The organism is Clostridium luticellarii, assembly GCF_002995845.1.
GTDB classification, from domain to species: Bacteria; Bacillota; Clostridia; order Clostridiales; family Clostridiaceae; genus Clostridium_B; species Clostridium_B luticellarii.
This window is the reverse complement of sequence record NZ_PVXP01000002.1, coordinates 1-25776: the sequence shown is the minus strand read 5'-3', so window position 1 is coordinate 25776 and position 25776 is coordinate 1. Positions and strand designations below refer to the sequence as shown.

The following is a 25776-nucleotide window of genomic DNA, read 5'->3' as shown; positions in this document are numbered from 1 at the left end:
TCCTAATGTTCATCATTAAAATCATCTATTCCCAGATCGTCTAAATTCAAGTCCTCATAATTCAAATCCAACTCTTCGTCGCTATTATCGCTGTTATCTGAATCACCGCTATTTTCTTCATGACCTTTTTCTTTCTTGCTGTAACTGCCATTCTGAGATGGTGCCGCAAAATCTTCATTTCCCTCTATGTTAACATCCAGATTTTCCATTTCATCGTCTACAGATTCTTTAAGTTTAATTTCTTCATTTTCATCATTCAATACTTTTACATCCAAGCATAGTGCCTGCAATTCCTTTATAAGTACCTTAAAAGATTCTGGTACACCAGGTTCAGGTATATTTTCGCCCTTCACAATAGCCTCATAGGTTTTAACTCTTCCAACTACATCATCAGATTTAACTGTCAATATTTCTTGAAGGGTATGTGCTGCACCATATGCTTCCAAAGCCCATACTTCCATTTCACCAAATCTTTGTCCTCCAAACTGAGCTTTACCACCCAGAGGCTGCTGAGTTACCAGTGAATACGGTCCAGTAGATCTGGCATGAATTTTATCATCAACTAAATGTGCTAATTTTAAGATATACATATATCCTATTGTTATAGGCCGATTAAATTCCTCTCCAGTTCTACCATCATATAATATGGTTTTCCCGTCTTCCCTGTATCCCGCTTTTTTAAGACAGGATACTATATCCTCTTCCGTTGCTCCATCAAAAACTGGAGTTGCTATATGCCATCCCATTTCACTGGCAGCTAGACCTAAATGAACCTCAAGCACCTGACCTATATTCATACGTGAAGGTACACCAAGCGGATTCAAGCATATCTGCAGAGGTCTTCCATCTGGAAGAAAAGGCATATCTTCTTCTGGCAGCACTCTGGATATAACACCTTTATTACCATGTCTACCTGCCATTTTATCTCCAACAGATATCTTACGTTTTTGAGCTATATAACATCTGACAAGTTTATTGACCCCCGGTGAAAGTTCATCTCCATTTTCTCTAGTAAACACTTTCACATCCACAATTATACCTGATTCACCATGAGGTACTCTAAGAGAAGTATCCCTTACTTCTCTGGCTTTCTCACCAAATATAGCTCTTAAAAGTCTTTCCTCTGCTGTTAGCTCAGTCTCACCTTTAGGGGTTACCTTCCCCACCAATATGTCTCCAGCTCTAACTTCAGCACCTATTCTTATAATTCCTCTTTCATCTATGTCTTTTAATGCATCTTCTCCTACATTTGGTATATCCCTGGTAATTTCCTCAGGTCCAAGTTTCGTGTCTCTAGCTTCAGATTCATATTCTTCAATATGAATTGAAGTAAATACATCCTTTTTTACCAGTTCTTCAGATATAAGCATTGCATCTTCATAATTATATCCTTCCCAGGTAGTAAAACCCATCCTGATATTCTTGCCAAGAGCTATTTCTCCGAGATCCGTAGATGGACCATCTGCCAAAACTGTTCCTTTTTGAACTATTTCTCCCTTTTCAACTATGGGTCTTTGATTTATACATGTACCCTGATTGGATCTCTGAAATTTAAGCAATCTATAAATATCTGTTCCTCCGTCGGAATCTCTTTTTACCCTTATTTCATTGGCACATACATATGAAACCACACCAGCATTTTTAGCTTTAGGAAGTACCCCTGAATCCACAGCCGCTTTATATTCAATACCTGTTCCCACAATAGGTGCTTCAGGTTTTAAAAGAGGTACTGCCTGTCTTTGCATATTGGATCCCATAAGTGCACGGCTTGCATCATCATTTTCAAGAAATGGTATCATAGCAGTTGCAACTGAAACCAATTGTCTTGGAGATACATCCATATAATCAACATCTTCCGCCGGTACTACAATGACATCTTCTTGATCTCTAACTGTAATTTTATCATCTATAAAACTGCCATCTTCTTCAATAGGTTCATTGGCACGCCCTATTAAATATTGATCCTCTTCGTCTGCTGTCATATATACAATTTCATTGGTAACTCTTTTATTCTTCTTATCTACTTTCCTATAAGGAGTTTCTATAAAACCATATTCATTAACTTTCGCATAGGATGCAAGAGAATTGATAAGCCCTATATTTGGACCTTCCGGCGTTTCTATTGGACACATTCTTCCATAATGCGAATGGTGAACATCCCTTACTTCAAATCCGGCTCTCTCTCTCGAAAGCCCACCCGGTCCCAACGCTGACAATCTCCTTTTATGCGTAAGCTCTGAAAGTGGATTAGTCTGATCCATAAACTGCGAAAGCTGAGAACTTCCGAAAAATTCTTTTATGGATGCTGCCACAGGTCTTATATTTATTAAAGCCTGAGGTGTTATGACTTCCTGATCCTGTATGGTCATTCTTTCTTTAACTACTCTTTCCATCCTGGAAAGACCTATTCTGAATTGATTTTGGAGCAATTCCCCTACAGATCTGAGTCTTCTATTGCCAAGATGGTCTATATCATCAGTATTTCCAATTCCATAAGCTAATCCCAGTTCATAACTGACTGTGGCAAAAATGTCGTCTTTAATTATATGTTTGGGAATTAAATCATGAATGTGCTTTGATATCTGTTCCTTTATATTTTCTTCATCGCTGTAATTATCCAAAATTCCCTTCAATGTAGGATAATGTACATTTTCCTTTATATTCAAATCATCTATATTAAAATCAACAAAATTACGTATGTCAACAAAATGATTACTTATTACTCTGAGTGTGGTATCCTCCACCTGAATATCTACTATATTTACTCCACACTGTTGAATTTCCATGGCTTTTTCTCTATTTATTCTTTCACCTTTTTGTACAAGTATTTCACCTGTCTGTGGATTCACTATATCTTGTGCCGATATTTGATTAGTTATTCTAAGATAAAGTGCCAATTTCTTATTAAACTTATATCTTCCCACTCTGGAAAGATCATATCTTTTAGGATCAAAAAACAAAGAGTCTATAAGTGATTGAGCACTGTCTACTGTAGGTGGTTCTCCCGGTCTCAATCTTTTATATATTTCAAGCAAGGCCTCTTCATGTGTCTTAGTATTGTCCTTTTCAATTGTGGCCTTTAACCTCTCATCCTCTCCAAAGAAATTAGTAATTTCCGCATCAGTGCTGTAACCCATAGCTCTCACAAGAATAGTTATAGGTAATTTTCTAGTTTTATCTATTCTAACATATATTATGTTATTAGAATCAGTTTCATATTCCAACCAAGCTCCCCTATTGGGTATTACTGTTGAAGAGAAAAGATCCTTACCCGTTTTATCAACAGACACATCATAATATACACCTGGAGATCTTACAAGTTGACTGACTATAACTCTCTCTGCTCCATTAATTATAAAAGTTCCTTGCTCTGTCATTAGCGGAAAGTCTCCCATAAAAACTTCCTGCTCTTTAACTTCACCGGTTTCCTTATTAAGTAATCTTACTTTTACTTTCAGAGGCGCCGCATAAGTTGCATCTCTCTCTTTGCATTCTTCTACAGAATATTTGATATTGTCCATATCCAATTTGTACCCTACAAACTCTAAATTAAGATTTGCAGTATAATCTTGAATAGGATTAATATCATCAAATACCTCTTGTAAGCCTTCTTTCAAAAACCAATTGTAAGAATCTAACTGTACCTCAATTAAATTAGGCATGTGGCCTATTTCTTTAAGTCTGGAAAAGCTCATTCTTGTTCTTTTACCAACCTGGACAGGATGTACCATTGATTTTTCACCCCTTGTATAAACTAAAAATAACCAAAAACATCCATCTTACCTAACTATGTATGTTTATGGGCTTATTATTGCCATCAAATTATTATAACCTTTTTTTTGCAATTAATTCAATTTTTTCTAAATATAGTATATTGTATATTAATTTTATACTAATCAATGCAATTTACCATGTTACCATAATATATATCATTTGTCAATAATAAATTTTTGTGATCACTAAAAATATTCTTAAAACAATAAAGAGGTACTTTAATTTAAAGTACCTCTTTATGTAAATATTTTTATGCTTTACTTTACTTCTACTTCAGCACCAATTTCTTCAAACTTAGCTTTTAAAGCATCAGCATCTTCTTTACTTACTCCTTCTTTTATTGGTTTAGGAGCACCATCAACCAAACCTTTTGCATCTTTTAATCCCAATCCTGTCACTTCTCTAACTGCCTTTATAACTTTTATCTTCTCTCCACCTGCTGCTTTAAGTATTACATCAAATTCTGTTTTCTCTTCTGCTGGATTTGCAGCACCTGCTGCACCAGCACCTGCTACTGCTACTGGAGCTGCTGCACTTACTCCAAATTCTTCCTCGCATGCTTTTACTAATTCATTTAATTCTAAAACACTCATTTCTTTTATAGCTTGAATGATTTCTTCTTTACTCATTAATGAACACCTCCAAAATTTCTTTAAATTAATCTTCCTGTGATTTTTGTTTTTCTGAAATTGCATTTATCAAATATACAAAATTTGATAATGGAGCTTTGAAGCTTCCAAGCAATTTTGCAATAAGAACATCCTTAGGTGGTATTGTTGCAAGTTGTTTAACTTTATCTATATCAAATATCTCTCCTTGAACAACTCCGCCTTTCAATTCCAACATTTTATGATCTTTTGAAAAATCATTGAGAACCCTAGCTGGTGCAGCTGGATCATCATATCCAAATGCAGTTGATATCGGTCCTGCAAAAACATTTTCCACTTCATCGAATCCCAATTCTTTTGCAGCTAACTTAGCCAGTGTATTTTTATAAACTTTATATTCTACACCTGCTTCTCTCAAATTTTTCCTGAGTTTCGTATCTTCCTCTACAGTTAATCCCTGATACTTGGCAAATATTATACTTTGAGCCTTCTCCATTTTCTCCTTGATCTCTTTAACCTTTGCTTCTTTTACTTCTCTATTTTTTCCCACTGTGTATCCACCTCCTCACAGTTTAACTTAAAACAATATATAAATAAAAGCCTCCCCTTAGACGCAGAGAGACCACATAATTTTTATATTGGAATCCTGAATAGGTTGGGCTTCCCGTTGTGCTTTTGCACCTATCGTCTACGGAGTATTTACTTATTAAACTGTTAGTTATTATATACGAATTAATTATTTAAGTCAATATTAGTCAAGAACCTTTGCTGAGTTTATTTTTATTCCTGGTCCCATAGTGCTTGATATTACTACAGATTTTAAATATTGACCTTTAGCTGCTGCAGGCTTTGCCTTTACTACAGCCTCCATTAGCACATGAAAATTTTCCAATAATTTCTGTGCTTCAAAAGATTTTTTTCCTATCGGAACATGAATTATCGAAGTCTTGTCAACTCTATACTCAACTTTACCTGCTTTAATTTCTTCTATTGCTTTCGCAACATCAAATGTAACTGTACCAGATTTTGGATTTGGCATTAGTCCTTTAGGTCCAAGTATTCTACCTAATCTACCTACAATTCCCATCATATCAGGTGTAGCTACAACTACATCAAAATCAAACCAATTTTCATTCTGGATCTTCTGAACATACTCATCTGATCCTACATAATCAGCTCCTGCATTTTGAGCCTCTTCAACTTTAGCACCCTTTGCAAATACTAAAACTCTAACTTTTTTACCAGTTCCATGAGGAAGAACCACGGCTCCTCTAACCTGCTGATCTGCATGCCTTGGATCAACTCCAAGCTTCAGTGCTAATTCTATAGTTTCATCAAATTTTGCTTTAGATGTCTTAAGTGCAAGATCTATAGCTTCTGAAGGGGTATACAATGTACTCCTATCAATAAGCTTAACGCTTTCTACATATTTCTTTCCCATTTCAAATCCTCCTTGGTGGTATTAACGGCATTATACCTCCCACATATTTAAATCAGTTATTCTTCTACAGTTATTCCCATGCTTCGTGCAGTGCCTGCTACCATTTTCATAGCAGCCTCAATGGATCCAGCATTTAAATCTGGCATTTTTGTTTCAGCAATCTGCTTAAGCTGTTCTTTGGTCACCTTGGCAACCTTAGTCTTATTAGGCACTCCAGAACCACTTTCTATTCCTACAGCCTTTTTAAGCAATACTGCTGCTGGTGGAGTCTTCAGTATAAAACTAAAAGATCTATCCTGATACACAGTAATCACTACTGGAATTATCAGGCCTGCCTGGCTAGCAGTCTTAGCATTGAACTCCTTACAAAAACCCATAATATTCACACCATGCTGTCCAAGTGCTGGACCAACCGGTGGAGCTGGTGTTGCTTTCCCTGCAGGAAGTTGAAGTTTTATCATTCCCACTACTTTCTTAGCCATAAATATACACCTCCTATTATTTAGTAATTCGGCAAAAATACTTTTCACCTATTGGAACTTTCATTCCAATAATTACTCTATCTTTTCTATTTGATTGAAATCAAGCTCAACAGGGGTTTCCCTGCCAAACATGTTGACCAAAGCCTTAATTTTCTTCTTTTCAGTATTTATTTCTTGGATAACAGCTAAAAAATTCTCAAGTGGGCCAGATTTTACCTTTATATTTTCACCTACCGATATATCCACATTTACAGGTTTTTCACTAATTCCCATGTCTTTTACTTCTTCATCAGTAAGTGGAACAGGCTTAGAACCAGGTCCAACAAAACCTGTGACTCCTCTAGTATTTCTAACTATATACCAAGAATCATCAGTCATTATCATATGTATTAAAACATATCCTGGAAATACTTTTTTCAATGTTATTCTCTTTTTACCATCTTTAATTTCAACCTGTTCTTCCATAGGTACTTGAACATCATCTATCCAATCATATAGTTCCCTATTCTCTATTGTTTTTTCAAGGTTAGCTTTAACCTTATTTTCATAACCAGAATATGTATGAACTACATACCACTTAGCTTTATCTGCCATAATCCTAGGGACAGCACTTAGTCCCTACCTCCTTTTTATTCTTATTTCAAAATGCTCTTAGCCAAAGAATTAAATCCAAAATCTATTATCCCAACAATCACCACATAAATACTACAAAATGCAATAACTGATATTGTTACTTTTTTTAAATTTTCTTTAGAAGGCCATGTTATTCGTTTAAATTCAGCTACTAATCCTTTAAAAAAATTAAAGAATCCACCTTCAGGTGTGACTTGTTTTTTAACCTTTTTTGCATTATCATGCTCAGCCATCTTAATTCACATCCTCAAATATTTTAATATAGGCCCCTCTACCTAGTCTCCTTGTGAAGTGTATGTTTATGACAAAATGGACAATATTTTTTCATCTCTAGCCTATCCGGATCATTTTTTTTATTTTTAGTTGTATTATAATTTCTCTGTTTACAATCCGTACATGCAAGTGTTACTTTTACTCTCACTGCTTTCACACCTCCTGGTATAGTCAAGTATATACTCAATTAAAAATCTAAATTTTTAAATTTATGCATTACCTATTTAATTTATCATAACTTAGTTTTTATGTCAATAATATTGAAATGGCACTAAAAACTATGCCTTTAGATTTTTCTACAGTTTATCTGCTCATGTATTTACACTAAATCAATAAATAGCTAAAACCTCTTACTCCCAAAAGGACCAGGTCGAGAAACCCAGTCCTTAAAAATCACTCAACTATTTTAGTAACAACACCTGAACCAACTGTTCTTCCGCCTTCTCTTATTGCAAATCTCAACCCTTCATGCATTGCTACCGGTGTTATAAGTTCTACATTCATGTCTATATGGTCTCCAGGCATTACCATCTCTACTCCTTCTGGCAGTGCAATACTTCCTGTTACGTCTGTAGTCCTAAAATAAAACTGCGGTCTGTATCCATTGAAGAATGGTGTGTGTCTTCCGCCTTCTTCTTTTTTAAGCACATATACCTGCCCTACAAATTTCTTATGAGGATGTACTGTCCCTGGCTTTGCAAGTACCTGGCCTCTCTCTACTTCCTCTCTCTGTATTCCTCTTAAAAGTGCCCCTATGTTGTCTCCTGCCATTGCCTGGTCAAGAAGCTTCCTGAACATCTCCACTCCTGTACATACTGTCTTCTTGCTCTCTTCTTTTAATCCTACTATCTCCAGTTCGTCTCCTATTTTCAATACTCCACTTTCCACTCTTCCTGTAGCTACAGTTCCTCTTCCTGTAATCGTGAATACATCTTCTATAGGCATCAAAAATGGTTTGTCTGTCGGTCTGTCCGGTGTCGGTATATAATTGTCTACTGCATCCATCAATTCATGTATGCATTTTGTAGCTTCTGGATCATCCGGATTCTCAAGTACCTTTAATGCACTTCCTACTATTATTGGTACTTCATCTCCTGGAAATCCATACTCATTTAACAATTCCCTTACTTCCATCTCTACCAGTTCCAATAACTCTGGGTCATCAACCTGATCTGACTTATTTAAAAATACTACTATATATTGTACTCCTACTCTGCTTGCCAGAAGTATATGTTCCCTTGTCTGCGGCATTGGTCCATCTGCTGCGCTTACAACCAGTATTGCTCCATCCATCTGTGCCGCACCTGTTATCATGTTCTTTACATAATCTGCATGCCCAGGACAATCCACATGTGCATAATGTCTCTTTTCTGTCTCGTACTCAACATGTGCAGTATTTATGGTTATTCCTCTCTCTTTTTCTTCCGGTGCTTTATCTATCTCATCATATTTTGTTGCCGCTGCCTTTCCCTCTTTTGCCAACACCATTGTTATTGCTGCTGTCAATGTTGTCTTACCGTGGTCTACGTGTCCTATTGTCCCTATATTTACATGCGGTTTTGTCCTTTCAAACTTCTCTTTTGACATTATTCTTCCTCCTTGTTTATAACACATTTTATTTAAGTAAACCTACCCTGGTGTGTTGTGAAAAAACTCATGCATTATTGGAGCCCATGACCAGGATTGAACTGGTGACCTCCACCTTACCAAGGTGACGCTCTGCCTACTGAGCTACATGGGCAATTTAACGTGGAGCGGAAAACGGGACTTGAACCCGCGACATCCAGCTTGGGAAGCTGGTGTTCTACCACTGAACTACTTCCGCCCATAAATTTATATTATCTATCAAAAGTCATACACCGATTATCAATTTTAATACAAGTATGTTTTTTTGTCAATATGTAATTTTTATTTGTTAATTAGACACTTTTCCAATTTTCTTTTAACTCTTTGCAGTGCATTGTCTATAGATTTAGCGTGCCTATCTAAATCACAGGCAATTTCTTGATAAGACTTACCATCCAGGTAGGACATAAGTACTTCCATTTCTAAATTTGACAATACCTCACCTATTTCATTTTGTATGTGATTTAATTCTTCCCTGCTGATTATAAGTTCTTCCGGATCTGCCACTTTAGCTTCCGATAGTACATCAAGAAGTGTTCTATCAGATTCTTCGTCATATATGGGCTTATTCAAAGAAACATACGTATTCAATGGAATATGTTTCTGACGAGTAGCAGTCTTTATAGCTGTTATTATCTGACGAGTCACACAAAGTTCAGCAAAAGCTTTAAAAGATGATAATTTATCCGCTTTAAAATCTCTTATAGCCTTATATAGACCTATCATACCTTCTTGATAAATATCTTCTTTATCTGCTCCAATCAAAAAATATGATTTTGCCTTAGCCTTGACAAAATTCTCATATTTATTTATTAAATACTCCTGAGCTCTTACATCCCCTTTTTTGGCTTCAATAATTACCTCCTCATCTAATTTTTCTACAAAGGGGGAAATTTGTTTATTATTAAGACTTGAACTCTCCAAGATATCCCCTCCAAAACAAATATAAACCACACACCATAATTATACATTACAATTAAATTTTTAGTCAATAGATTTTTAACGGCTTTTGCGAATTTTTTCAAGTTTTTCCAGCATATCCTTTCCTATCCTATCTTCCAAAGTATGTTTTTTTTCTGAATATTTTTTTTGAATCTTATTTTTTATTTTTGATTCTATATTCTTAACTTCATGATAAAATTCAATGGAAGACATTCTAACTGCCCCTCTTTGAAAGGTAACCTGCTGTTCTAGAGAATCAGAAGTAACTACAAAAACTTCATTCTTGCGTCCTATATCATTTACTGTTTTTTCTATAAAAGAATCCGCAGTTTCATTTTCTTTAGTAAATACCACTATAACATTTTTATTGATTTTTTCTTTTTTACCCAGACTCCCTATCACCATGTGAGCATCAAAAACTACAAATACTTTATAACCTTTGTAAACTGCATAATTGCTTAACATTTCTATGAGTTCACATCTTGCAGACTCAAAACTGTATTCTTTTATACTATTTAATTCGGGCCAGCTATTTATAACATTATATCCATCTACAAAAATATTTCTCAATTTCCATCACTTTTTATTTTTTGCTTTAATATTTCATACATAAGTATACCGCCTGCTACTGAAGCATTCAAAGAAGCTATATTACCCATCATAGGTATTTTTACAAGCATATCGCATTTTTCCTTGATCAATTTTGATATACCTCTTCCCTCACTTCCTATAACTAAAGCAACAGCTCCACTAAAATCAATATTAAAACAATAGCTTTGCCCACTCATATCCGCCCCATATATCCATATGTTTCTTTCTTTAAGTTTCTCTATTGTATTGTTTAAATTTGTAACCTTGCATATCCTCATATACTCTACTGCTCCTGCAGAAGACTTATATACGACAGGTGTAACGCCCACATTTCTTCTTTTTGAAATTATAATCCCATGTACGCCACATATTTCAGCTGTTCTTATTATAGAACCAAAATTATGAGGATCTTCTATTTCATCTAATATAATTATAAACGGAGGTTCTCCCTTTTTTTTAGCATATTCTAATATATCATCAATTTCATAATACTTATAAGGAGTTACCTGAGCAATTACTCCTTGATGAGCTCCCGTCTCAGAAATTTTATCTAATTTTTTCCTATCCACTTTTTTTATTACTATATTTTTTTCTTTAGCCTTGGCAATTATAACTTTTGAAGATCCTGATATGCTGCCCTCTGCAATAAAGATCTGTTCTATTGTTTTGCTATTATCAGATTTTAAAGCTTCAATAACTGCATTTCTTCCTTCTATCAAATCTTCTCTAAATTCGCCTTTACTTTTTAAATTTATTTGCCCATTATTATTTTTTCGTCTTCCAACATTAAGTTTATTTTTCATAATTTTACCTTTTCCATCTTTATTTTAAATCCTTGTTTGCTGTTAATATTTTTTATTAAACAAAGTTGATTAAAATTCCCCTTGATTTTTTAATGTAATTATGGATTTGAACAGTGAATTTAATCTATCCAATTTTCTCGTTAAGTATAGAAAACCCACTAGAGTTTCCAACCCCGTAGCAAATCTATATTCCTGTACATCTGCATTTTTGGGAACTGTTGCTGATTTGGCATTTCTTCCTCTTTTAAAGAAGTATAATTCCTCCTCAGATAACTGTGTCTCCAATTTCTTTATAATTTCACTTTGAGAGTGAGCTTTTACAAATTTTATAGCCTCCACATGAAGATTATGCACCTTCATATCTCTATTCCTATTCACCAAATATGTTCGTACGAACACTTCATATACTGCATCTCCCACAAAAGCAAGTGTAAGAGGATTCATTTGTTTTACACTAATATCGTCCCATTTCATATTGAATAAATCATTTTCCATTTTCAATCTCCTATAAAATCACTTGATATACCTATCTTCAAATATGGCTTTGGCTATACTCAAATCTTCAGGTGTAGTTATCTTTATATTATCATAGCTTCCCTCATACAAATAAACCTTACTCCCATAATATTCCACGAGCTTTGTATCGTCAGTAGCCTGAATTCGTTCTTCAGAGGCCTTATTATGAGATTTATAAATCAAATTATACTTAAAACATTGAGGAGTTTGAACTAAAAAAAGCTGTTCTCTATTTAAGGTATCATGAGAAAATCCATTTTCATCTTTAACCTTTACCGTATCTTTTGGTCTAATTCCACAAGCACACGCTCCATAGATATTAGAATATTTTATTCCATTTTCAATAATCTTGCTTGTAACTAGTGGTCTTGCACCATCATGAATCAAAACAATATCGCAATTTCTTAAAGCTTTTAATCCATTAAATACAGAATCCTGACGTTCTTGTCCTCCTTCAACTACTCTTGAAACCTTGCTTAAGTTATATTTTTTAATCACATTCTCCCTGCAGTACTCAATTTCATCTTTTCCACAGACCACTACAATATTATCTATTGAAGAATTTTTATTGAAGGCATCAATGGAATAATATAACATGGGTTTGCCTTTAATATCAATAAATTGTTTATTGATATTACTTTTCATTCTCTTCCCTTTACCCGCTGCCACGATAATAGCACAGTTATTGCTCATTGATCATATGTCTCCTTTTTGCCTGGCAAATATCATCCTTCCCGCTGCTGTTTGTAAAACAGATGTGACCACTACATCTTTTGTCTCTCCTATGGATTTTTTTCCCCCTTCTATAACTATCATCGTTCCATCATCCAGATAAGCTATACCCTGTCCTGATTCTTTACCATCTTTGATTATCTGAACTTTCATTTCTTCTCCTGGAAGCACAACCGGCTTCACTGCATTTGCCAATTCATTTATGTTGAGAACTGGAACACCCTGAAATTCTGCCACCTTATTCAAATTATAGTCATTAGTTACAACTTTTCCATCTAATACCTGGGAAAGCTTTAAAAGTTTACTGTCCACTTCTTCTATATCAGGAAAATCTTTTTCATATGTTATTACATCAATATTCAATTCTTTTTGTATTTTATTTAATATGTCCAATCCTCTCCTGCCCCTGGTTCTTTTTAATCCATCTGAAGAATCTGCTATATGTCTGAGTTCTGCCAATACAAAATTAGGTATGACAAGAGGTCCTTCTACAAATCCAGTCTGACATATATCAAATATCCTTCCATCTATTATAACCGATGTATCTAAGACCTTAGGATATCCTTTGTGCTCATTTTTATTTTTCTTCTCTTTGTTACCTTGAAGTTTTCGAGAGCTTATATTTATATTGGAAATTAGGGACATAACTTCTTCCCTTTTTCGTATGGCAATATTAGCACCTAATGCAGCCATAAGTATAGCAACCAATACGGCCAATATAGCACCTACAATTGGAATTTTAGACAACAGATCAAGAAACACCACCGACACAAGAAGTCCTATTAATGCACCTACAACTCCAAATAATATCTCAGTTGCAGAAAGTTTTTGAAGACTTTTCTCAATGTAGTCCATTACCTTCATAATAACAGAATTAATCCAGGGAGATATTAAAAACATTATGATTCCAAAAAGTATGGTAATTACAATCAAAAATAAGATTTTTTTTATGGGGCTGTCACCCAAATAAATTATTTTAGAAAAATAATCAGAGTCTGCAGCACTTCTTCCCACTAAATATCCCAATATTAAGCCTATTATCGTAAAAAGTCCTCTAAGTATTTTTTTTAGCAATAGACTCACCTCCTCTATATTTAATTAAATTTTGTCACCTTTTAACATCTAATATATATTAAGAAAGTAACTTTTTCAATAAAGTTAACCTTATTTAATAAATTATTCACTTAATACAAATAGGTTAATTTAGTACTCTTTACATAATTATACCAAAAAATAAAGTTCATAAACAGCTTTTGTCCATTTTTTACATGTTAATCCCCCTATTCATAAAATTATTCTTGGTTTATTATATATGTAAGATAGGTTTCCATTTATAAGATCATCTAAAGCTACAATTAAAATTTGTAGATAAACATGCTAATTTTATATAAGGAGTTGAACTTGATGAAAGATGTAATCTTTGATGATTTTCAAAATACTGTAAGTGAATCGTTGATAAGACACAAAAGCATTTTAGATATAATAACTAAACTTCAAGAGTCAAATGCTAGAATAAATAGAGCAATTGTAAAATCCGTTACAAATTGCGGTTGTATAGAAGTCAATGCCAAAAAACAGAATACACTTGAAAACACTAACATGGATATTGAATCTTTAAAAACCTGTTTAAGTACACAGGTAAAGGGAACTTTATGTGATAATTGCAGGGATGTAATACAAAACGAGATAGGTAATAATTTGTTTTATCTTACCTCTTTGTGTAATGCACTGGATTTAAATCTATACGATATACTTTTAAAAGAATACGATAAAATAAATACGCTTGGTAAGTATTCCTTTAGATAGCTTTTAGCACAAAATAATATGAACATACTTATTTTGTGCTAAAGCTTATTATCTACCATAATCTGCTCTCTAAGTCTTCTAAGTCCATTTTTTATAGCTCTAGCTCTAGCTTCACCTATACCCTCGACTTTATCAAGGTCTTCATATGATGCCTCCATGACACCTTTAAGTTCCTTAAAATTTTTAACTATATTATCTATTACATTAGATGGTATTCTAGGGATCTTGCTTAACATCCTATATCCTCTTGGCGATATCAAAGTATCTACAAGAGGTACCCCCACATATCCTAATGCTTTAGAAATAAAATCAAGATTCAACAGTTCATCTGAACTTATACCCTGAATTTGTTTATATATATCATCATAATCCATATCACTTTGACAGTAATCCCTTATCATAAATATTCCATCACGCTCAACACCTTTGATAAGTTCATTTAACTGCATGGAAATTAATCTTCCTTCATTTCCTAATTCACATATGTATATCTCAATTTCGGAAACTACTCTCATTACCATTTCAGTTCTCTGGATAGCAGTCATTACATCAAATAATGTAACTATATCTTGAAATTCAAGTATATTGAGATTGCTTACAACTCTATCCAATACAGACACATACTTCTCCAAAGTCTGAAGAGCCTGATTGGCTCTTGCCAGCATAACACTGCTGTCTCTGAGTACATATTTAATATATCCTTTATATATGGTTATAACATTTCTTCTTTGAGAAATTGCTATGACTATGGCTCCTGTCTGTTTTGCAACCCTGTCTGCAGTTCTATGTCTCGTACCAGTTTCAAAAGTTGGAATACTGGAATCTGGAATAAGTTGAGTATTCGCATATAATATTTTTTTAAAATCACTGCTAAGTATTATGGCTCCATCCATTTTTGCAAGTTCATATATATATGATGGACTGTAGTCTGAATTAATTGTAAAGCCACCATCTACAATTTTTAGTATCTGTTCGCTGTCCCCTAAAACTATAAGTCCACCGGTTTTGGCTTTTAATATATTTCTAAGTCCTTCTCTAAGTTGAGTTCCCGGTGCTAAAAGTTTCAATATACCTTTAAGCTCTTTTTCCTTTTCCAATCTCAAAATTATCACCTTAATCAAAAAACTTTATTTAATACTTCTTTTAAAGAAGTTATTCCTATAACATTTATTTTTTCAGCATTTATTTTTTCCTTATTCCTGTAAGGTACTATTATATTTTTAAATCCCATTTTTTCAGCTTCATTTACAATTCTACCACAATAAGATACCGGTCTAACCTCTCCTGTAAGTCCCACTTCCCCTATGGCCAGGAAATTGTCTAACAATATTTCCTTGGATCTGGCACTGGATACAAGAGCAATTGCAAGCCCTAGATCAGCAAAAGTGCCATCTATTTTCAATCCTCCCACTACATTTACATAAACATCACAATTATAAAATGGTATTCTGAGCTTTTTTTCCAATACCGCCAAAATCAGATTCAGCCTGGGAACATCCATTCCAACCACTGTTCTCCTCGGAATAACTGCTTTAGTCTGACTGACCAGAGCCTGTATTTCAACCAGAATAGGCCTCTTGCCTTCCATTATTCCTATAACTACAGAGCCTTCTTTTTGAGCTTCCCTTTCTTCTAAAAATACTTGGGAGGGATTCAATATTTCTCTCAATCCATTTTCTATCATTTCAAAAACACCAATCTCGCTGGTGGTTCCAAAACGATTTTTAACAGTTCTGAGTATTCTAAACTCCTCTGTTCTTTCTCCTTCAAAAGACAGAACAGTATCTACCATATGTTCCAGAACTCTCGGACCTGCCAGCTCCCCCTGCTTGGTAATATGAGCTACTATAAAAAAGGATATATTATTTTCCTTTCCTATACGCATAATATCGTTGGAAGTTTCTCTTACTTGAGATACACTTCCCGGAGCTGAACTAATGGATTCTTTAAATAAGGTTTGTATGGAATCTATTACCACAAATACAGGTTTATTTTTTTCTATATGTTCCTCTATTCTATCCAAATTAGTTTCGGAAACTATAAAAAGATTATCAGCTGAGGTTTCAAGCCTATCTCCCCGCATTTTTATCTGCTCTTCAGATTCTTCTCCAGAAACATATAGTACCTTCCCATACTTTTCAGCAATATTACTGGCAGTCTGCAAAAGCAAGGTGGATTTCCCTATCCCGGGGGCACCTGATATAAGTGTAATGGATCCTCTCACGATTCCTCCGCCAACAACTCTGTTCAATTCCATTATACCAGTATCTAACCTCTCATATTCACCTGATTTTATATTATTTATGCTTTTGGGCATACTGCTGCTGCTAAATGATGTACGGCTAGAAGATATCACCGGTGGATTCTTGATTTCCTCTACCATACTGTTCCAACTATTACAGCTGGGACATTTACCCATCCATTTTGGAGATTCATATCCACATTTCTGGCATGTAAAAACAGTCTTTTTCTTTGCCACTGAAATTATCTCCTTCCATATAAGATATAATTATACAATATTATTATGCAGTTTTGTGAAAAATATTTGAATTTCAATAAAAATTAAACTTTATGCTCATAGAGCATAAAGTTTAATTTTATCCTAGAAAGTACTTTAATTCACTTTATTAAAGGACAATTCTTCACCATTAGCTGCTACTTCTACTTTATCTCCTGCTTTAACATTCCCTTTTAACATTTCTTCAGAAAGTTTATCCTCTACAGTTTTAGTTATAGCTCTCCTAAGTGGTCTTGCTCCATAAGTTATATCAAATCCTTCTTTGGCCAGCAGCTCTTGAGCATCATCATTAAAACTAATTTTTATATTTTTATCCATAAGTCTTGTAGAGACGTCCCTCAGCATGAGTTTTACTATTTGTACTAGATCCTTTTCTTCCAATTGATGAAATACTATTATATCATCAATTCTGTTTAAAAATTCAGGTCTAAAAGAATCCTTAAGTTCTTTCATTATATTATCCTTCATTTTTTCATATCCACTCTCTTTTGCATTTTTATCTTCAAATGCAAATCCCAAGGATTTCTGTCTTCTTATAGTAGATGCTCCCACATTAGACGTCATTATTATTATGGTATTTTTAAAGTTTATGGTTTTTCCTTTGCCGTCTGTCAATCTTCCGTCTTCAAGTATCTGCAGCAATATATTGAATACTTCAGGATGTGCTTTTTCTATTTCATCAAACAACACCACCGAATATGGATTTCGTCTTACTTTTTCAGTTAACTGTCCGCCTTCATCATAACCTACATATCCCGGAGGAGATCCTATAAGCCTGGATACAGTGTGTTTTTCCATATATTCAGACATATCAATTCTTATCATATTATTTTCATCACCAAACATAGCCTCCGCCAATGCCTTTGAAAGTTCAGTTTTTCCAACGCCCGTAGGCCCGAGGAATATAAATGATCCTATAGGTCTTTTAGGATCTTTAAGTCCAACTCTAGCCCTTCTCACCGCTCTTGCTATGGATTTAACTGCTTCATCCTGACCTATTACTCTTTTATGAAGAATTTTCTCCAGGTTCAAAAGTCTCTCCGATTCTTTTTCAGTAAGCTTTTCTACAGGAATATTAGTCCACTGAGATACAACTGACGCAATTTGTGGTTCCCCAACTATGAGCGTGGATACTTCCTTTTTAGTTTTCCAATTGGTCTTAAGTCCTGCTAATCTATCTTTTAATTCCTTTTCCTCATCTCTCAATTTAGCTGCTTTTTCGAAATCTTGAACTCTGATAGAGTCTTCCTTCTCTTTGGTCGTCTTTTCCAGTTCCTCCTCCAAATTTTTCAAATCAGGTGGGGCAACCAAATTCTGTATTCTCACCTTAGCAGCAGCTTCATCAATTAAATCAATGGCCTTATCCGGTAAATATCTATCTGTAATATACCTATCTGACAGGTTTACTGCTGCCTCAATAGCTTCATCAACTATTTTCACCCTATGATGAGCTTCGTATTTATCTCTTAAGCCCTTTAATATCAAAACAGCTTCCTCTTTGGTAGGCTCACCTACTACTATAGGTTGGAATCTTCTTTCCAATGCCGCATCTTTTTCAATATACTTTCTATACTCATCTATAGTTGTAGCTCCAATGCATTGTATTTCTCCTCTGGCCAGAGCCGGCTTTAATATATTTGATGCATCTATGGCGCCCTCAGCTGCTCCTGCCCCTATTATAGTATGAACTTCATCTATAAATAATATTACATTACCTGACTTTCTTATTTCCTCCATAACCTTCTTAAGTCTTTCTTCAAATTCTCCTCTGTATTTTGAACCTGCTATCATTGAAGAAAGATCCAGGGTAACTACTCTTTTTCCCTTTAGAAGTTCAGGAATATTAGCAGAAACTATTTTTTCCGCTAGGCCTTCTGCTATAGCAGTTTTTCCAACTCCAGGATCACCTATGAGGCAAGGATTATTTTTAGTTCTTCTGCTCAATATTTCGAGAACTCTCTGGGTTTCTTTATCTCTTCCTATCACCGGATCCAATTTTCCTTCCTTTGCCATATCCGTTAAATCACGGCCAAACTGATCCAATGTAGGAGTTGGCTCTCCATTTTCTTTTTTAGTCCCATTTGAATTTGAAGACTGTTCTCCTGAAAGTGCATCTACAAGTTCTTTTCTAAGTTTATTAAAATCAGCTCCTAAATTATTTAGAATAGTAAAAGCCACTCCCTCTGATTCCCTAATAAGTGCCAGTAAAATATGCTCCGGGCTAATATAGTTATGATTCAAATTTCTGGCTTCAAATAAACTCAATTCTAAAAGCCTTTTTGTCCTGGGAGTGAGTGGAATTTCCTTATTGTATAAGTCTATCTCTCCTCTGCCTTCATACTCTTCTATAAAACTTCGCACTGCTTCAATAGTAATATTCATATTATTGAGAAGATTTTTAGCTATTCCATCCTCTTTTAATATACCTAAAAGTACATGTTCCGTTCCCACATAGCCATGTTGAAGTGCCTGGGCCTCTTCTTGTGCATAAATCAAAACTTTTTGCGCTCTTTCTGTAAATCTTCCAAACATCATAATTATTCACCTTCCTCTTTATTTAAACTTTATTTACAGCTAATTTTTCTCTAACAAGTTTTGCTCTATTAAAATCTCTTTCACTACTTGATAAATTTCTACTACCTTCCCTCTGTATAGCAGCTGGCTGTATATTCACCAAAAGGTTGTTTAATGTAACTTTATCTACATCTTTAATTATTCCCATCTCCACACCCAATCTTACATCTGATAAAAGTCTTAGACATTCATTTGAACTTAAAAGTACAGCCGATCTCAATATACCAAGTGCTCTATAGATTCTATCCTCTAATTCATTTTTATACTTTTTCACAAGATTTTCTCTTGAAATTTTTTCTTCATTTATCACTTGAATAGCTATAGCCTTTAAGTTGCTAACTATTTCCTTTTCACTGCGTCCTAAGGTCACCTGATTGGAAATCTGATATATATTGCCCACGGGTTTAGAGCCCTCACCATATAATCCTCTAATAGTCATCCCAACTTGAGCTAATGCATTTAACAACCCATTTATTTGATTGTTCAGGGAAAGTGCTGGAAGATGTACCATAACAGATGCTCTCAATCCTGTTCCTATGTTGGTAGGACATGCTGTTAAATACCCCCACTTTTCATCAAAAGCATATTCCAGTTTTTCTTCCAGGAAATCATCAATTTTATTACTCAAATCATAGGCTTCTTCTAAATTCAATCCTGCTGTAATACACTGAATTCTTATGTGGTCTTCCTCATTTATCATAATACTTACAGTCTCTTTATTATTTAAAATAAAGGCGGTTTTATCACTGTTGTCTATTAAATTCTTGCTTATAAGGTGTTTTTCCAAATAGAGCTGCCTTTCATTATTATCTTTCTCCCATAAATAATTGGTTTTAAATTCTTTTTCATTGTCTGCAGAAGTATAAAATGCATTTTCTACGCGTTTAATTATCTCTCTACCCTTTTCTACATTTAATTTATGAGGGAAAGGAACTTTAGCCAGATTCCTCGCCAGTCTCATCCTACTACTTATAACCAAATCCTCATCATTATTACAAGTAGTCATCCAATTGTCCAAAACTAACCCTCCTTTTTATCATCTTTATTTTGTTTCATTTGTGCCTCAATCTGTTTTATCATATCTCTTATTGTTGCTGCTTTCTCATATTGTTCCAGAGACACTGTTTTCTGAAGATCCGCTTTTAATTTTAAAAGTTTCTTCTTTTGAATCATGTCCTTGCCAGCCCGTTTTGGTATTTTACCGGTATGATCCAAGTTTACCTGAACTCTTTTAATTATCGGCCCCAAAATATTATTGAAATTCTTATAGCATTCACTACACCCTAAAAAACCGGTTTTCTTAAATTCATTATAAGAAGTTCCACAATTCTTACAGGATACATCAAAACTTTTATATTGTTCGTTATTGGCATTTATCATGTAATCCATAATCCCGCTCAGTATATTCTGAAAACTAAATGGTGCTACAAAATCTATCTGGGGTACAAAATTGAGTTCTCCCCTCTCCATGGCACATTTTTCGCATAAATTAATTTCCTGTTTAGAACCATTTATTATTTTTGTTATATGAACTGTGGCTTCATTTTTTTTACATATATCACACAGCATAGTATCACTCCCATATCATATATATGTTGTTACGCGTTTGACATAAGCTTCATTGTAGTAATTATTATATCACATATTTATCTATTAATAACAAATTTAGGTGTATTAAATATAAGCACCATAACAGCTTTTAATATATCAGCTCTCAACTTATTTTTATTTTCAAGTGAAACATTCAATGTCCTATCATTTACTATAGTCTTCAATATCATATTTTCTCTCTCTGTTATTACTTGTTCATCAAAAAGCCCCTCTATAAGTTGCACTGCAGAGTTATAGGTTATGCTATCACCTATCTTATCAATTATAGTTTTAAGCAGACTTTTATTACAGTTAAATTCTATTTTCCTTATAATTATGCAGCCACCGCCTCCTCTTTTACTTTCTATATAATAACCTTTATCCATAGTAAATCTGGTAGTCAGCACATAATTTATCTGAGAAGGAGCACAGCTGAAATGGTTAGCCAAATCATTTCTTCCGATTTGAAGCTGGGTTTCATCGCTGTTATTAAACATATCTTTTATGAATTCTTCTATTATATCCGACAGTCTTGCCACTTTATCACCTTCTTGACTTTGACTTTCTTTGACCTTTTCTTAATGATATTATTAATTTTCATTTTAATCAACCCCTATATTAGAGTATATTGTGTATTCTGTAATAGTATATACAATATATCTAATATTTTATCCATTTTTCTAAAACATTCTTCAATTTTAATTACATTATATAGTCCTTATTTTTTCTACCTCACCCAAATGAGAGGAATCGCCATATAATAATATATTAGCTTGTCCATTTTGTATTTCCACTTCACTTAAGCTTGCCTGATGAATATGAGGTGCATTCCAAAATTCCTCCAGAGATCTCTTTTCAAAATATGACATTATGGTTTTTAAAGCTACAGTATGTGTTACAAATAAAACATTTTTATCTTCATACTTATTTATAATCTCTTTAATTAAAGGTATTATCCTTGCTCTAACTTGCTCAAACTTCTCACCATGATCCGGTTTATATACCCTGGGGTTAGTCCAAAAATTATGGAGCTGCTCTGCATTTTTTTCTGCAATTTCCTTTTGATTAAATCCTTCCCATTTTCCTAAATCTATTTCCATAAGCCTGTCATCTTTTATTATAGGTATATTTCGAGAATCTCCCAATATTTTGGCTGTCTTCACTGCTCTTCCCAATGGACTGCAATACATTACACTAAAATCTATGTTCTCCAATCTCTTTTTTAAAAGATTAGCCTGCTGGATTCCTCTTTCAGTAAGAGGTGAATCTTTCCTTCCCTGCATTCTCATTTCAGTATTCCACAACGTTTCTCCATGTCTTGTTATATACAATCTAATCATAAAATTCTCTCCTTGTTAACATCTGAACATCCATTCACAATATAACCTCTTATGATTCTTTATTATATCACATAAATAATATTTTTTTAATTTATATTTTTAAACGCTTTAATATAGTATATATTTCCACTATAAGTTTCATTTGAACTAATAGTAAATTTCTTATTTTTCAACATACTGCATATTATTTCTCTATTATCCCCATCTCCATCTATTTCTATAGTCAAATTATCATTTTTACCTATTATTGACATATAATCATATATGCTGCTATAATCTTCCAGAATGATCCTGCCTTTTATGTTCATCTTGTATTCAGACATAAGTATCTCGTATGATGTATTTAAGAATGACTACATCAATACTCTCCTTTCTTCTTTACGCTAATAAAATTATTATTTATTTTAATCAGCTAAAATATGCATAAATGTAAGAAACTGTCCCAAAATTTATCTGAGACAGTTTCTTATATTCTATTAACTTTTAATTTTTACCTTATTCTTATTTTCCATTATCTTATTTACTTCGGAATTTGGCACCTCTTCATATTTCTCAAACTTCATTGTAAAACTTCCTCTGGCCTGAGTCATAGATCTCAAATCTGTAGCATATTTAAACATCTCAGCCTGAGGTATTTCAGCTATTATTATCTGATTTCCTCCAGAATTCTCTGTGCCAAGTACTCTTCCGCGTTTTTTATTTATATCTCCAATTATATCCCCCATATAATATTCAGGTACTGATATCTCTACATATTCAATTGGTTCCAATAATATTGGCTCAGCTTCCATAAGTCCTTTTTTATATGCCAGCGAAGCCGCTACCTTAAATGCCATCTCTGAAGAATCTACGGGATGATAAGAACCATCATGAAGAGTAGCTTTTAGTCTTATCACAGGATAACCAGCTAAAACTCCGTGGTTAATACATTCCCTTAAACCCTTTTCCACCGCAGGTATATATTGCCTTGGAACTACTCCTCCCACTACTTTATCTACAAATTCCAGATCATCTTCTCCATCAATTCTCGGTTCAAACTTAATTTTAACATCTCCATATTGTCCATGTCCTCCTGATTGTTTTTTATGTTTTCCTTGAACATCCGAAGTCTTTTTTATGGTTTCCCTATAAGGTACCTTGGGCTGTTGTAAAATAACTTCTAAGCCAAATTTAGATTTTAACCTACACGATATTACATCAATATGGGTCTCACCCAGCCCGGATATTATTGCCTCTGCATTTTCTGTGTCTCTGGATACCTTAAAGGTAAGATCTTCTTCTGCCATCTTATTCAATCCATTTAATATTTTATCTTCATCATTTTTGGATTTAGGTAAAACTGCCATTGAAATTACAGGCTGCGGAAATTTAATATCTTCAAATACTATAGGAGACTGAGGATAACTTAAAGTATCTCCTGTATTTGTAAATTGCAACTTTGACACAGCCCCCAAATCTCCAGCTGTTATTTCAGAAGCAGGAATTTGCTGTTTGCCTCTTAGAAAATACATGGCTCCTACCTTTTCATTTTTAGCTTTTTTCACATTATACACTGTCATGTCAGGTGTCAATTTCCCTGTCATAACTCTAAATAAAGATAATTTTCCAACAAAGGGGTCCGCTATAGTTTTAAAAACAAAAGCTGAAAAAGATTCTTTCTCATCTATTTTTACAGTAAGCTCAGAATTACCTTCCATATCACTGGCATTAACAGGATTTAAATTTTCACATGAAGGAAAACATTCAATTATATCCTCAATTAATGTCTGTATACCTATTCCAGTTAGAGCAGATCCACACATCACAGGCACAACTTCCCCTTTTGCACATCCATCTATTAATCCTGTATATATATCTTCATCACTTAAAGTACCTTTATCGAAGTATTTATCCAAAAGTTCTTCACTGGTTTCGGCTACAGCTTCCATAATCATATTTTTACATTCATTTACTTTTTCCAACATATCTTCAGGTATATCTATCTCTTTCATACTTTTAGTTTTTTTATCAAAAATCCTGGTCTTTCCCGAAATAACGTTTACAATGCCTCTAAAACTACTTTCATTACCTATAGGATATTGAACAGGCACTACAGTCATCCCAAATTTTTGTTTCAATTCATTCAATGTTTTTACAAAATCAGCATTTTCTCTATCCAGTTTGTTCACATAAAAAGCTCTCGGAAGTTTACCTCTATTTACATAATCCCAGGATTTTTCAGTTCCCACTTGAATTCCAGATACACCGGATACAACAATCATTGCTGTATCAACAGCTCTCAAGCCTTCCATAGTTTCTCCTATAAAATCAAAATATCCTGGCATATCAACTAAATTTATTTTCACATCATTGTATTCACAGAAAGCTAATGATGTGGATAAAGAGATTTTTCTTTTTTTTTCTTCAGTATCATAATCGCTTACAGTATTTCCATCTTCAATCTTTCCAAATCTATCCGTAGCTTTTGTATAGTAAAGTATTGCTTCTGTTAATGTAGTCTTTCCCGATCCACTATGACCAATAATTCCTACATTCCTCAAACGTTTTGGTGAATATTTTTTCATAAGCAATTCCTCCCTTTACTTTGCACTTAATTTATATATTCTACTTGTAATTTAAAATCCCTTCTAAAGTTAAATAAATTTTCAAAATAATTTGACTATACTTGATATAATATACAATGCTAAATGCATAAAAAAATAAACCAAAAATAAATATAATTTTTGGTTTCCATAACAAAGACAAGGATATTATTAAAATGGCTCCGTGGAGAGGGCTCGAACCTCCAACCCTTCGGTTAACAGCCGAATGCTCAACCATTGAGCTACCACGGAACAATTATATATATTAAAATATAAATTTTCATAAAAAACGAGTAACAAACTGTTACCCATGTGGTGGAGATAAAGAGATTCGAACTCTTGACCCTCTGCGTGCAAGGCAGATGCTCTCCCAGCTGAGCTATACCCCCGTATGGTGGACCTTCAGGGACTCGAACCCCGGACCAACCGGTTATGAGCCGGTTGCTCTAACCAACTGAGCTAAAGATCCATATATTTACCCGGCAGCGACCTTCTCTCCCACAGGGCTTCCCCTGCAGTACCCTGGGCACTGTGAAGCTTAACCTTCCTGTTCGAAATGGTAAGGGGTGTTGCCTTCACGTTATTACCACCAGATGCTGATTTGTCAAAATCTTTGATTTTGGTAACTAATCAGTACTCCTCAGCTTTAGCTGAGCGAGTTTCATTATTATTATCATAAATTGCTATTAACTTCGTCCAGCTGCGTCAAATGCCTCACTGCGGTGCTCAATTACATAAGTAAATTCCGCTCCTCCTTCGGCCTTTTCCCTGCTGTACTCGTTACTATCAATTTATTTATCATATTACCTTGTTGAGAGAACAATGTCCTCTCAAAATTGCACAGTAAATATTTTTATCTGTATGTCTCTATATGTCGTTCCCGACTTTATTCTTGGTCAAGCCCTCGACCTATTAGTATCAGTCAGCTTAACAGGTTGCCCTGCT

At 34.1% G+C, this 25776-nt stretch carries 25 protein-coding genes, 5 tRNA genes and 1 rRNA gene; 1 reads left to right on the top strand and 30 read right to left on the bottom strand.

All coding sequences use genetic code 11. The features are described from left to right. Window positions 1–2: 2 nt before the first annotated feature. The 17 genes from rpoB to CLLU_RS00865 all read right to left on the bottom strand — a co-directional run bounded on the left by rpoB (window position 3) and on the right by CLLU_RS00865 (window position 13495). Window positions 3–3731, bottom strand: a complete 3729-nt coding sequence (gene rpoB, locus CLLU_RS00945; protein ID WP_106007699.1) for a DNA-directed RNA polymerase subunit beta — start codon at window positions 3729–3731, stop codon at window positions 3–5. Window positions 3732–4031: 300 nt separating this feature from the next. Next, entirely contained in the window at window positions 4032–4403 is a 372-nt protein-coding gene (rplL, locus tag CLLU_RS00940) for a 50S ribosomal protein L7/L12 (protein ID WP_106007698.1), read from the bottom strand. A 28-nt stretch (window positions 4404–4431) separates the two neighbouring features. Beyond that, window positions 4432–4932, bottom strand: a complete 501-nt coding sequence (gene rplJ / locus CLLU_RS00935; RefSeq protein WP_106007697.1) for a 50S ribosomal protein L10 — start codon at window positions 4930–4932, stop codon at window positions 4432–4434. Between the two features lie 201 nt (window positions 4933–5133). Continuing rightward, window positions 5134–5823 carry a 50S ribosomal protein L1 gene (rplA, locus tag CLLU_RS00930; RefSeq protein WP_106007696.1) on the bottom strand — a complete coding sequence of 230 codons (690 nt, stop codon included), beginning with the start codon at window positions 5821–5823 and terminating at the stop codon, window positions 5134–5136. Window positions 5824–5879: 56 nt separating this feature from the next. Next, window positions 5880–6305, bottom strand: coding sequence for a 50S ribosomal protein L11 (rplK, locus tag CLLU_RS00925; RefSeq protein ID WP_106007695.1), 426 nt, complete (start codon window positions 6303–6305; stop codon window positions 5880–5882). A 72-nt stretch (window positions 6306–6377) separates the two neighbouring features. Then, window positions 6378–6899: a transcription termination/antitermination protein NusG gene (gene nusG, locus CLLU_RS00920; RefSeq protein ID WP_170065715.1), complete on the bottom strand. Its 522-nt coding sequence runs from the start codon at window positions 6897–6899 to the stop codon at window positions 6378–6380. Window positions 6900–6940: 41 nt separating this feature from the next. Further along, complete coding sequence (secE, locus tag CLLU_RS00915; RefSeq protein WP_106007693.1) at window positions 6941–7171, bottom strand: preprotein translocase subunit SecE; 231 nt, start codon at window positions 7169–7171, stop codon at window positions 6941–6943. Between the two features lie 38 nt (window positions 7172–7209). Next, window positions 7210–7359 (bottom strand): 50S ribosomal protein L33, encoded by a 150-nt coding sequence (gene rpmG, locus CLLU_RS00910; RefSeq protein WP_106007692.1) that lies wholly within the window; start codon window positions 7357–7359, stop codon window positions 7210–7212. A gap of 245 nt (window positions 7360–7604) precedes the next feature. After that, window positions 7605–8798 carry an elongation factor Tu gene (gene tuf / locus CLLU_RS00905; protein ID WP_106007691.1) on the bottom strand — a complete coding sequence of 398 codons (1194 nt, stop codon included), beginning with the start codon at window positions 8796–8798 and terminating at the stop codon, window positions 7605–7607. Between the two features lie 78 nt (window positions 8799–8876). Further along, window positions 8877–8952: transfer RNA gene (locus CLLU_RS00900), tRNA-Thr, on the bottom strand. A 9-nt stretch (window positions 8953–8961) separates the two neighbouring features. Beyond that, window positions 8962–9036, bottom strand: a tRNA-Gly gene (locus CLLU_RS00895). Window positions 9037–9119: 83 nt separating this feature from the next. Then, the gene (sigH, locus tag CLLU_RS00890) at window positions 9120–9761 is read right to left on the bottom strand and encodes an RNA polymerase sporulation sigma factor SigH (protein WP_106007690.1); all 642 of its coding nucleotides are present in this window, start codon (window positions 9759–9761) and stop codon (window positions 9120–9122) included. 75 nt (window positions 9762–9836) lie between these two features. Continuing rightward, window positions 9837–10349 (bottom strand): NYN domain-containing protein, encoded by a 513-nt coding sequence (locus CLLU_RS00885; protein ID WP_106007689.1) that lies wholly within the window; start codon window positions 10347–10349, stop codon window positions 9837–9839. Next, entirely contained in the window at window positions 10346–11173 is an 828-nt protein-coding gene (gene rlmB / locus CLLU_RS00880) for a 23S rRNA (guanosine(2251)-2'-O)-methyltransferase RlmB (RefSeq protein WP_106007688.1), read from the bottom strand. Before rlmB ends, CLLU_RS00885 begins: the two co-directional genes overlap by 4 nt. Window positions 11174–11242: 69 nt before the next feature. Then, window positions 11243–11668, bottom strand: coding sequence for a Mini-ribonuclease 3 (locus CLLU_RS00875; RefSeq protein ID WP_106007687.1), 426 nt, complete (start codon window positions 11666–11668; stop codon window positions 11243–11245). An 18-nt stretch (window positions 11669–11686) separates the two neighbouring features. Beyond that, a complete protein-coding gene (gene ispD / locus CLLU_RS00870; RefSeq protein WP_106007686.1) occupies window positions 11687–12382 on the bottom strand; it encodes a 2-C-methyl-D-erythritol 4-phosphate cytidylyltransferase in 696 nt (231 codons plus the stop codon). 3 nt (window positions 12383–12385) lie between these two features. Further along, on the bottom strand, window positions 12386–13495 hold the full coding sequence (locus CLLU_RS00865) for a PIN/TRAM domain-containing protein (protein ID WP_106007685.1): 1110 nt from the start codon (window positions 13493–13495) through the stop codon (window positions 12386–12388). 330 nt (window positions 13496–13825) lie between these two features. Here CLLU_RS00865 and CLLU_RS00860 point away from each other — a divergent pair, with 330 nt between their 5' ends. Next, window positions 13826–14227, top strand: a complete 402-nt coding sequence (locus CLLU_RS00860) for a nucleoside triphosphate pyrophosphohydrolase family protein (protein WP_106007684.1) — start codon at window positions 13826–13828, stop codon at window positions 14225–14227. 38 nt (window positions 14228–14265) lie between these two features. Here the strand turns inward: CLLU_RS00860 and disA are convergent, their stop codons facing one another. From disA to rrf, 13 genes are all read right to left on the bottom strand, one after another. Then, the gene (gene disA / locus CLLU_RS00855) at window positions 14266–15330 is read right to left on the bottom strand and encodes a DNA integrity scanning diadenylate cyclase DisA (RefSeq protein WP_106007683.1); all 1065 of its coding nucleotides are present in this window, start codon (window positions 15328–15330) and stop codon (window positions 14266–14268) included. Between the two features lie 14 nt (window positions 15331–15344). Then, the gene (gene radA, locus CLLU_RS00850) at window positions 15345–16706 is read right to left on the bottom strand and encodes a DNA repair protein RadA (RefSeq protein ID WP_106007682.1); all 1362 of its coding nucleotides are present in this window, start codon (window positions 16704–16706) and stop codon (window positions 15345–15347) included. A 135-nt stretch (window positions 16707–16841) separates the two neighbouring features. Continuing rightward, window positions 16842–19280 carry an ATP-dependent Clp protease ATP-binding subunit gene (locus tag CLLU_RS00845; RefSeq protein WP_106007681.1) on the bottom strand — a complete coding sequence of 813 codons (2439 nt, stop codon included), beginning with the start codon at window positions 19278–19280 and terminating at the stop codon, window positions 16842–16844. A gap of 22 nt (window positions 19281–19302) precedes the next feature. Further along, window positions 19303–20337, bottom strand: coding sequence for a protein arginine kinase (locus CLLU_RS00840; protein ID WP_106007680.1), 1035 nt, complete (start codon window positions 20335–20337; stop codon window positions 19303–19305). 2 nt (window positions 20338–20339) lie between these two features. Then, the gene (locus CLLU_RS00835) at window positions 20340–20888 is read right to left on the bottom strand and encodes a UvrB/UvrC motif-containing protein (protein WP_106007679.1); all 549 of its coding nucleotides are present in this window, start codon (window positions 20886–20888) and stop codon (window positions 20340–20342) included. Between the two features lie 77 nt (window positions 20889–20965). Continuing rightward, the gene (locus tag CLLU_RS00830) at window positions 20966–21448 is read right to left on the bottom strand and encodes a CtsR family transcriptional regulator (RefSeq protein ID WP_106007678.1); all 483 of its coding nucleotides are present in this window, start codon (window positions 21446–21448) and stop codon (window positions 20966–20968) included. Between the two features lie 168 nt (window positions 21449–21616). After that, window positions 21617–22249 (bottom strand): histidine phosphatase family protein, encoded by a 633-nt coding sequence (locus CLLU_RS00825; RefSeq protein ID WP_106007677.1) that lies wholly within the window; start codon window positions 22247–22249, stop codon window positions 21617–21619. Between the two features lie 86 nt (window positions 22250–22335). Next, the gene (locus tag CLLU_RS00820; protein ID WP_106007676.1) at window positions 22336–22572 is read right to left on the bottom strand and encodes a hypothetical protein; all 237 of its coding nucleotides are present in this window, start codon (window positions 22570–22572) and stop codon (window positions 22336–22338) included. 153 nt (window positions 22573–22725) lie between these two features. Beyond that, entirely contained in the window at window positions 22726–24813 is a 2088-nt protein-coding gene (gene fusA, locus CLLU_RS00815; RefSeq protein ID WP_106007675.1) for an elongation factor G, read from the bottom strand. A gap of 195 nt (window positions 24814–25008) precedes the next feature. After that, window positions 25009–25083, bottom strand: a tRNA-Asn gene (locus CLLU_RS00810). Window positions 25084–25144: 61 nt separating this feature from the next. Continuing rightward, window positions 25145–25220, bottom strand: a tRNA-Ala gene (locus CLLU_RS00805). 3 nt (window positions 25221–25223) lie between these two features. Further along, window positions 25224–25300, bottom strand: a tRNA-Ile gene (locus CLLU_RS00800). 8 nt (window positions 25301–25308) lie between these two features. Then, window positions 25309–25425, bottom strand: a 5S ribosomal RNA gene (rrf, locus tag CLLU_RS00795). Between the last annotated feature and the right edge of the window lie 351 nt (window positions 25426–25776).

What these genes read in the sequence shown, in the direction of transcription:
- ispD (WP_106007686.1), bottom strand. Translation starts at nt 12,382, where the DNA reads ATGAGCAATAACTGTGCTATTATCGTGGCAGCGGGTAAAGGGAAGAGA.
- nusG (WP_170065715.1), bottom strand. Translation starts at nt 6,899, where the DNA reads ATGGCAGATAAAGCTAAGTGGTATGTAGTTCATACATATTCTGGTTAT.
- CLLU_RS00845 (WP_106007681.1), bottom strand. Translation starts at nt 19,280, where the DNA reads ATGATGTTTGGAAGATTTACAGAAAGAGCGCAAAAAGTTTTGATTTAT.
- CLLU_RS00860 (WP_106007684.1), top strand. Translation starts at nt 13,826, where the DNA reads ATGAAAGATGTAATCTTTGATGATTTTCAAAATACTGTAAGTGAATCG.
- rplA (WP_106007696.1), bottom strand. Translation starts at nt 5,823, where the DNA reads ATGGGAAAGAAATATGTAGAAAGCGTTAAGCTTATTGATAGGAGTACA.
- rlmB (WP_106007688.1), bottom strand. Translation starts at nt 11,173, where the DNA reads ATGAAAAATAAACTTAATGTTGGAAGACGAAAAAATAATAATGGGCAA.
- rplL (WP_106007698.1), bottom strand. Translation starts at nt 4,403, where the DNA reads ATGAGTAAAGAAGAAATCATTCAAGCTATAAAAGAAATGAGTGTTTTA.
- rpoB (WP_106007699.1), bottom strand. Translation starts at nt 3,731, where the DNA reads ATGGTACATCCTGTCCAGGTTGGTAAAAGAACAAGAATGAGCTTTTCC.
- rplK (WP_106007695.1), bottom strand. Translation starts at nt 6,305, where the DNA reads ATGGCTAAGAAAGTAGTGGGAATGATAAAACTTCAACTTCCTGCAGGG.
- fusA (WP_106007675.1), bottom strand. Translation starts at nt 24,813, where the DNA reads ATGAAAAAATATTCACCAAAACGTTTGAGGAATGTAGGAATTATTGGT.
- CLLU_RS00835 (WP_106007679.1), bottom strand. Translation starts at nt 20,888, where the DNA reads ATGCTGTGTGATATATGTAAAAAAAATGAAGCCACAGTTCATATAACA.
- tuf (WP_106007691.1), bottom strand. Translation starts at nt 8,798, where the DNA reads ATGTCAAAAGAGAAGTTTGAAAGGACAAAACCGCATGTAAATATAGGG.
- CLLU_RS00825 (WP_106007677.1), bottom strand. Translation starts at nt 22,249, where the DNA reads ATGATTAGATTGTATATAACAAGACATGGAGAAACGTTGTGGAATACT.
- CLLU_RS00875 (WP_106007687.1), bottom strand. Translation starts at nt 11,668, where the DNA reads ATGGAAAATGATTTATTCAATATGAAATGGGACGATATTAGTGTAAAA.
- secE (WP_106007693.1), bottom strand. Translation starts at nt 7,171, where the DNA reads ATGGCTGAGCATGATAATGCAAAAAAGGTTAAAAAACAAGTCACACCT.
- CLLU_RS00820 (WP_106007676.1), bottom strand. Translation starts at nt 22,572, where the DNA reads ATGTCTGAATACAAGATGAACATAAAAGGCAGGATCATTCTGGAAGAT.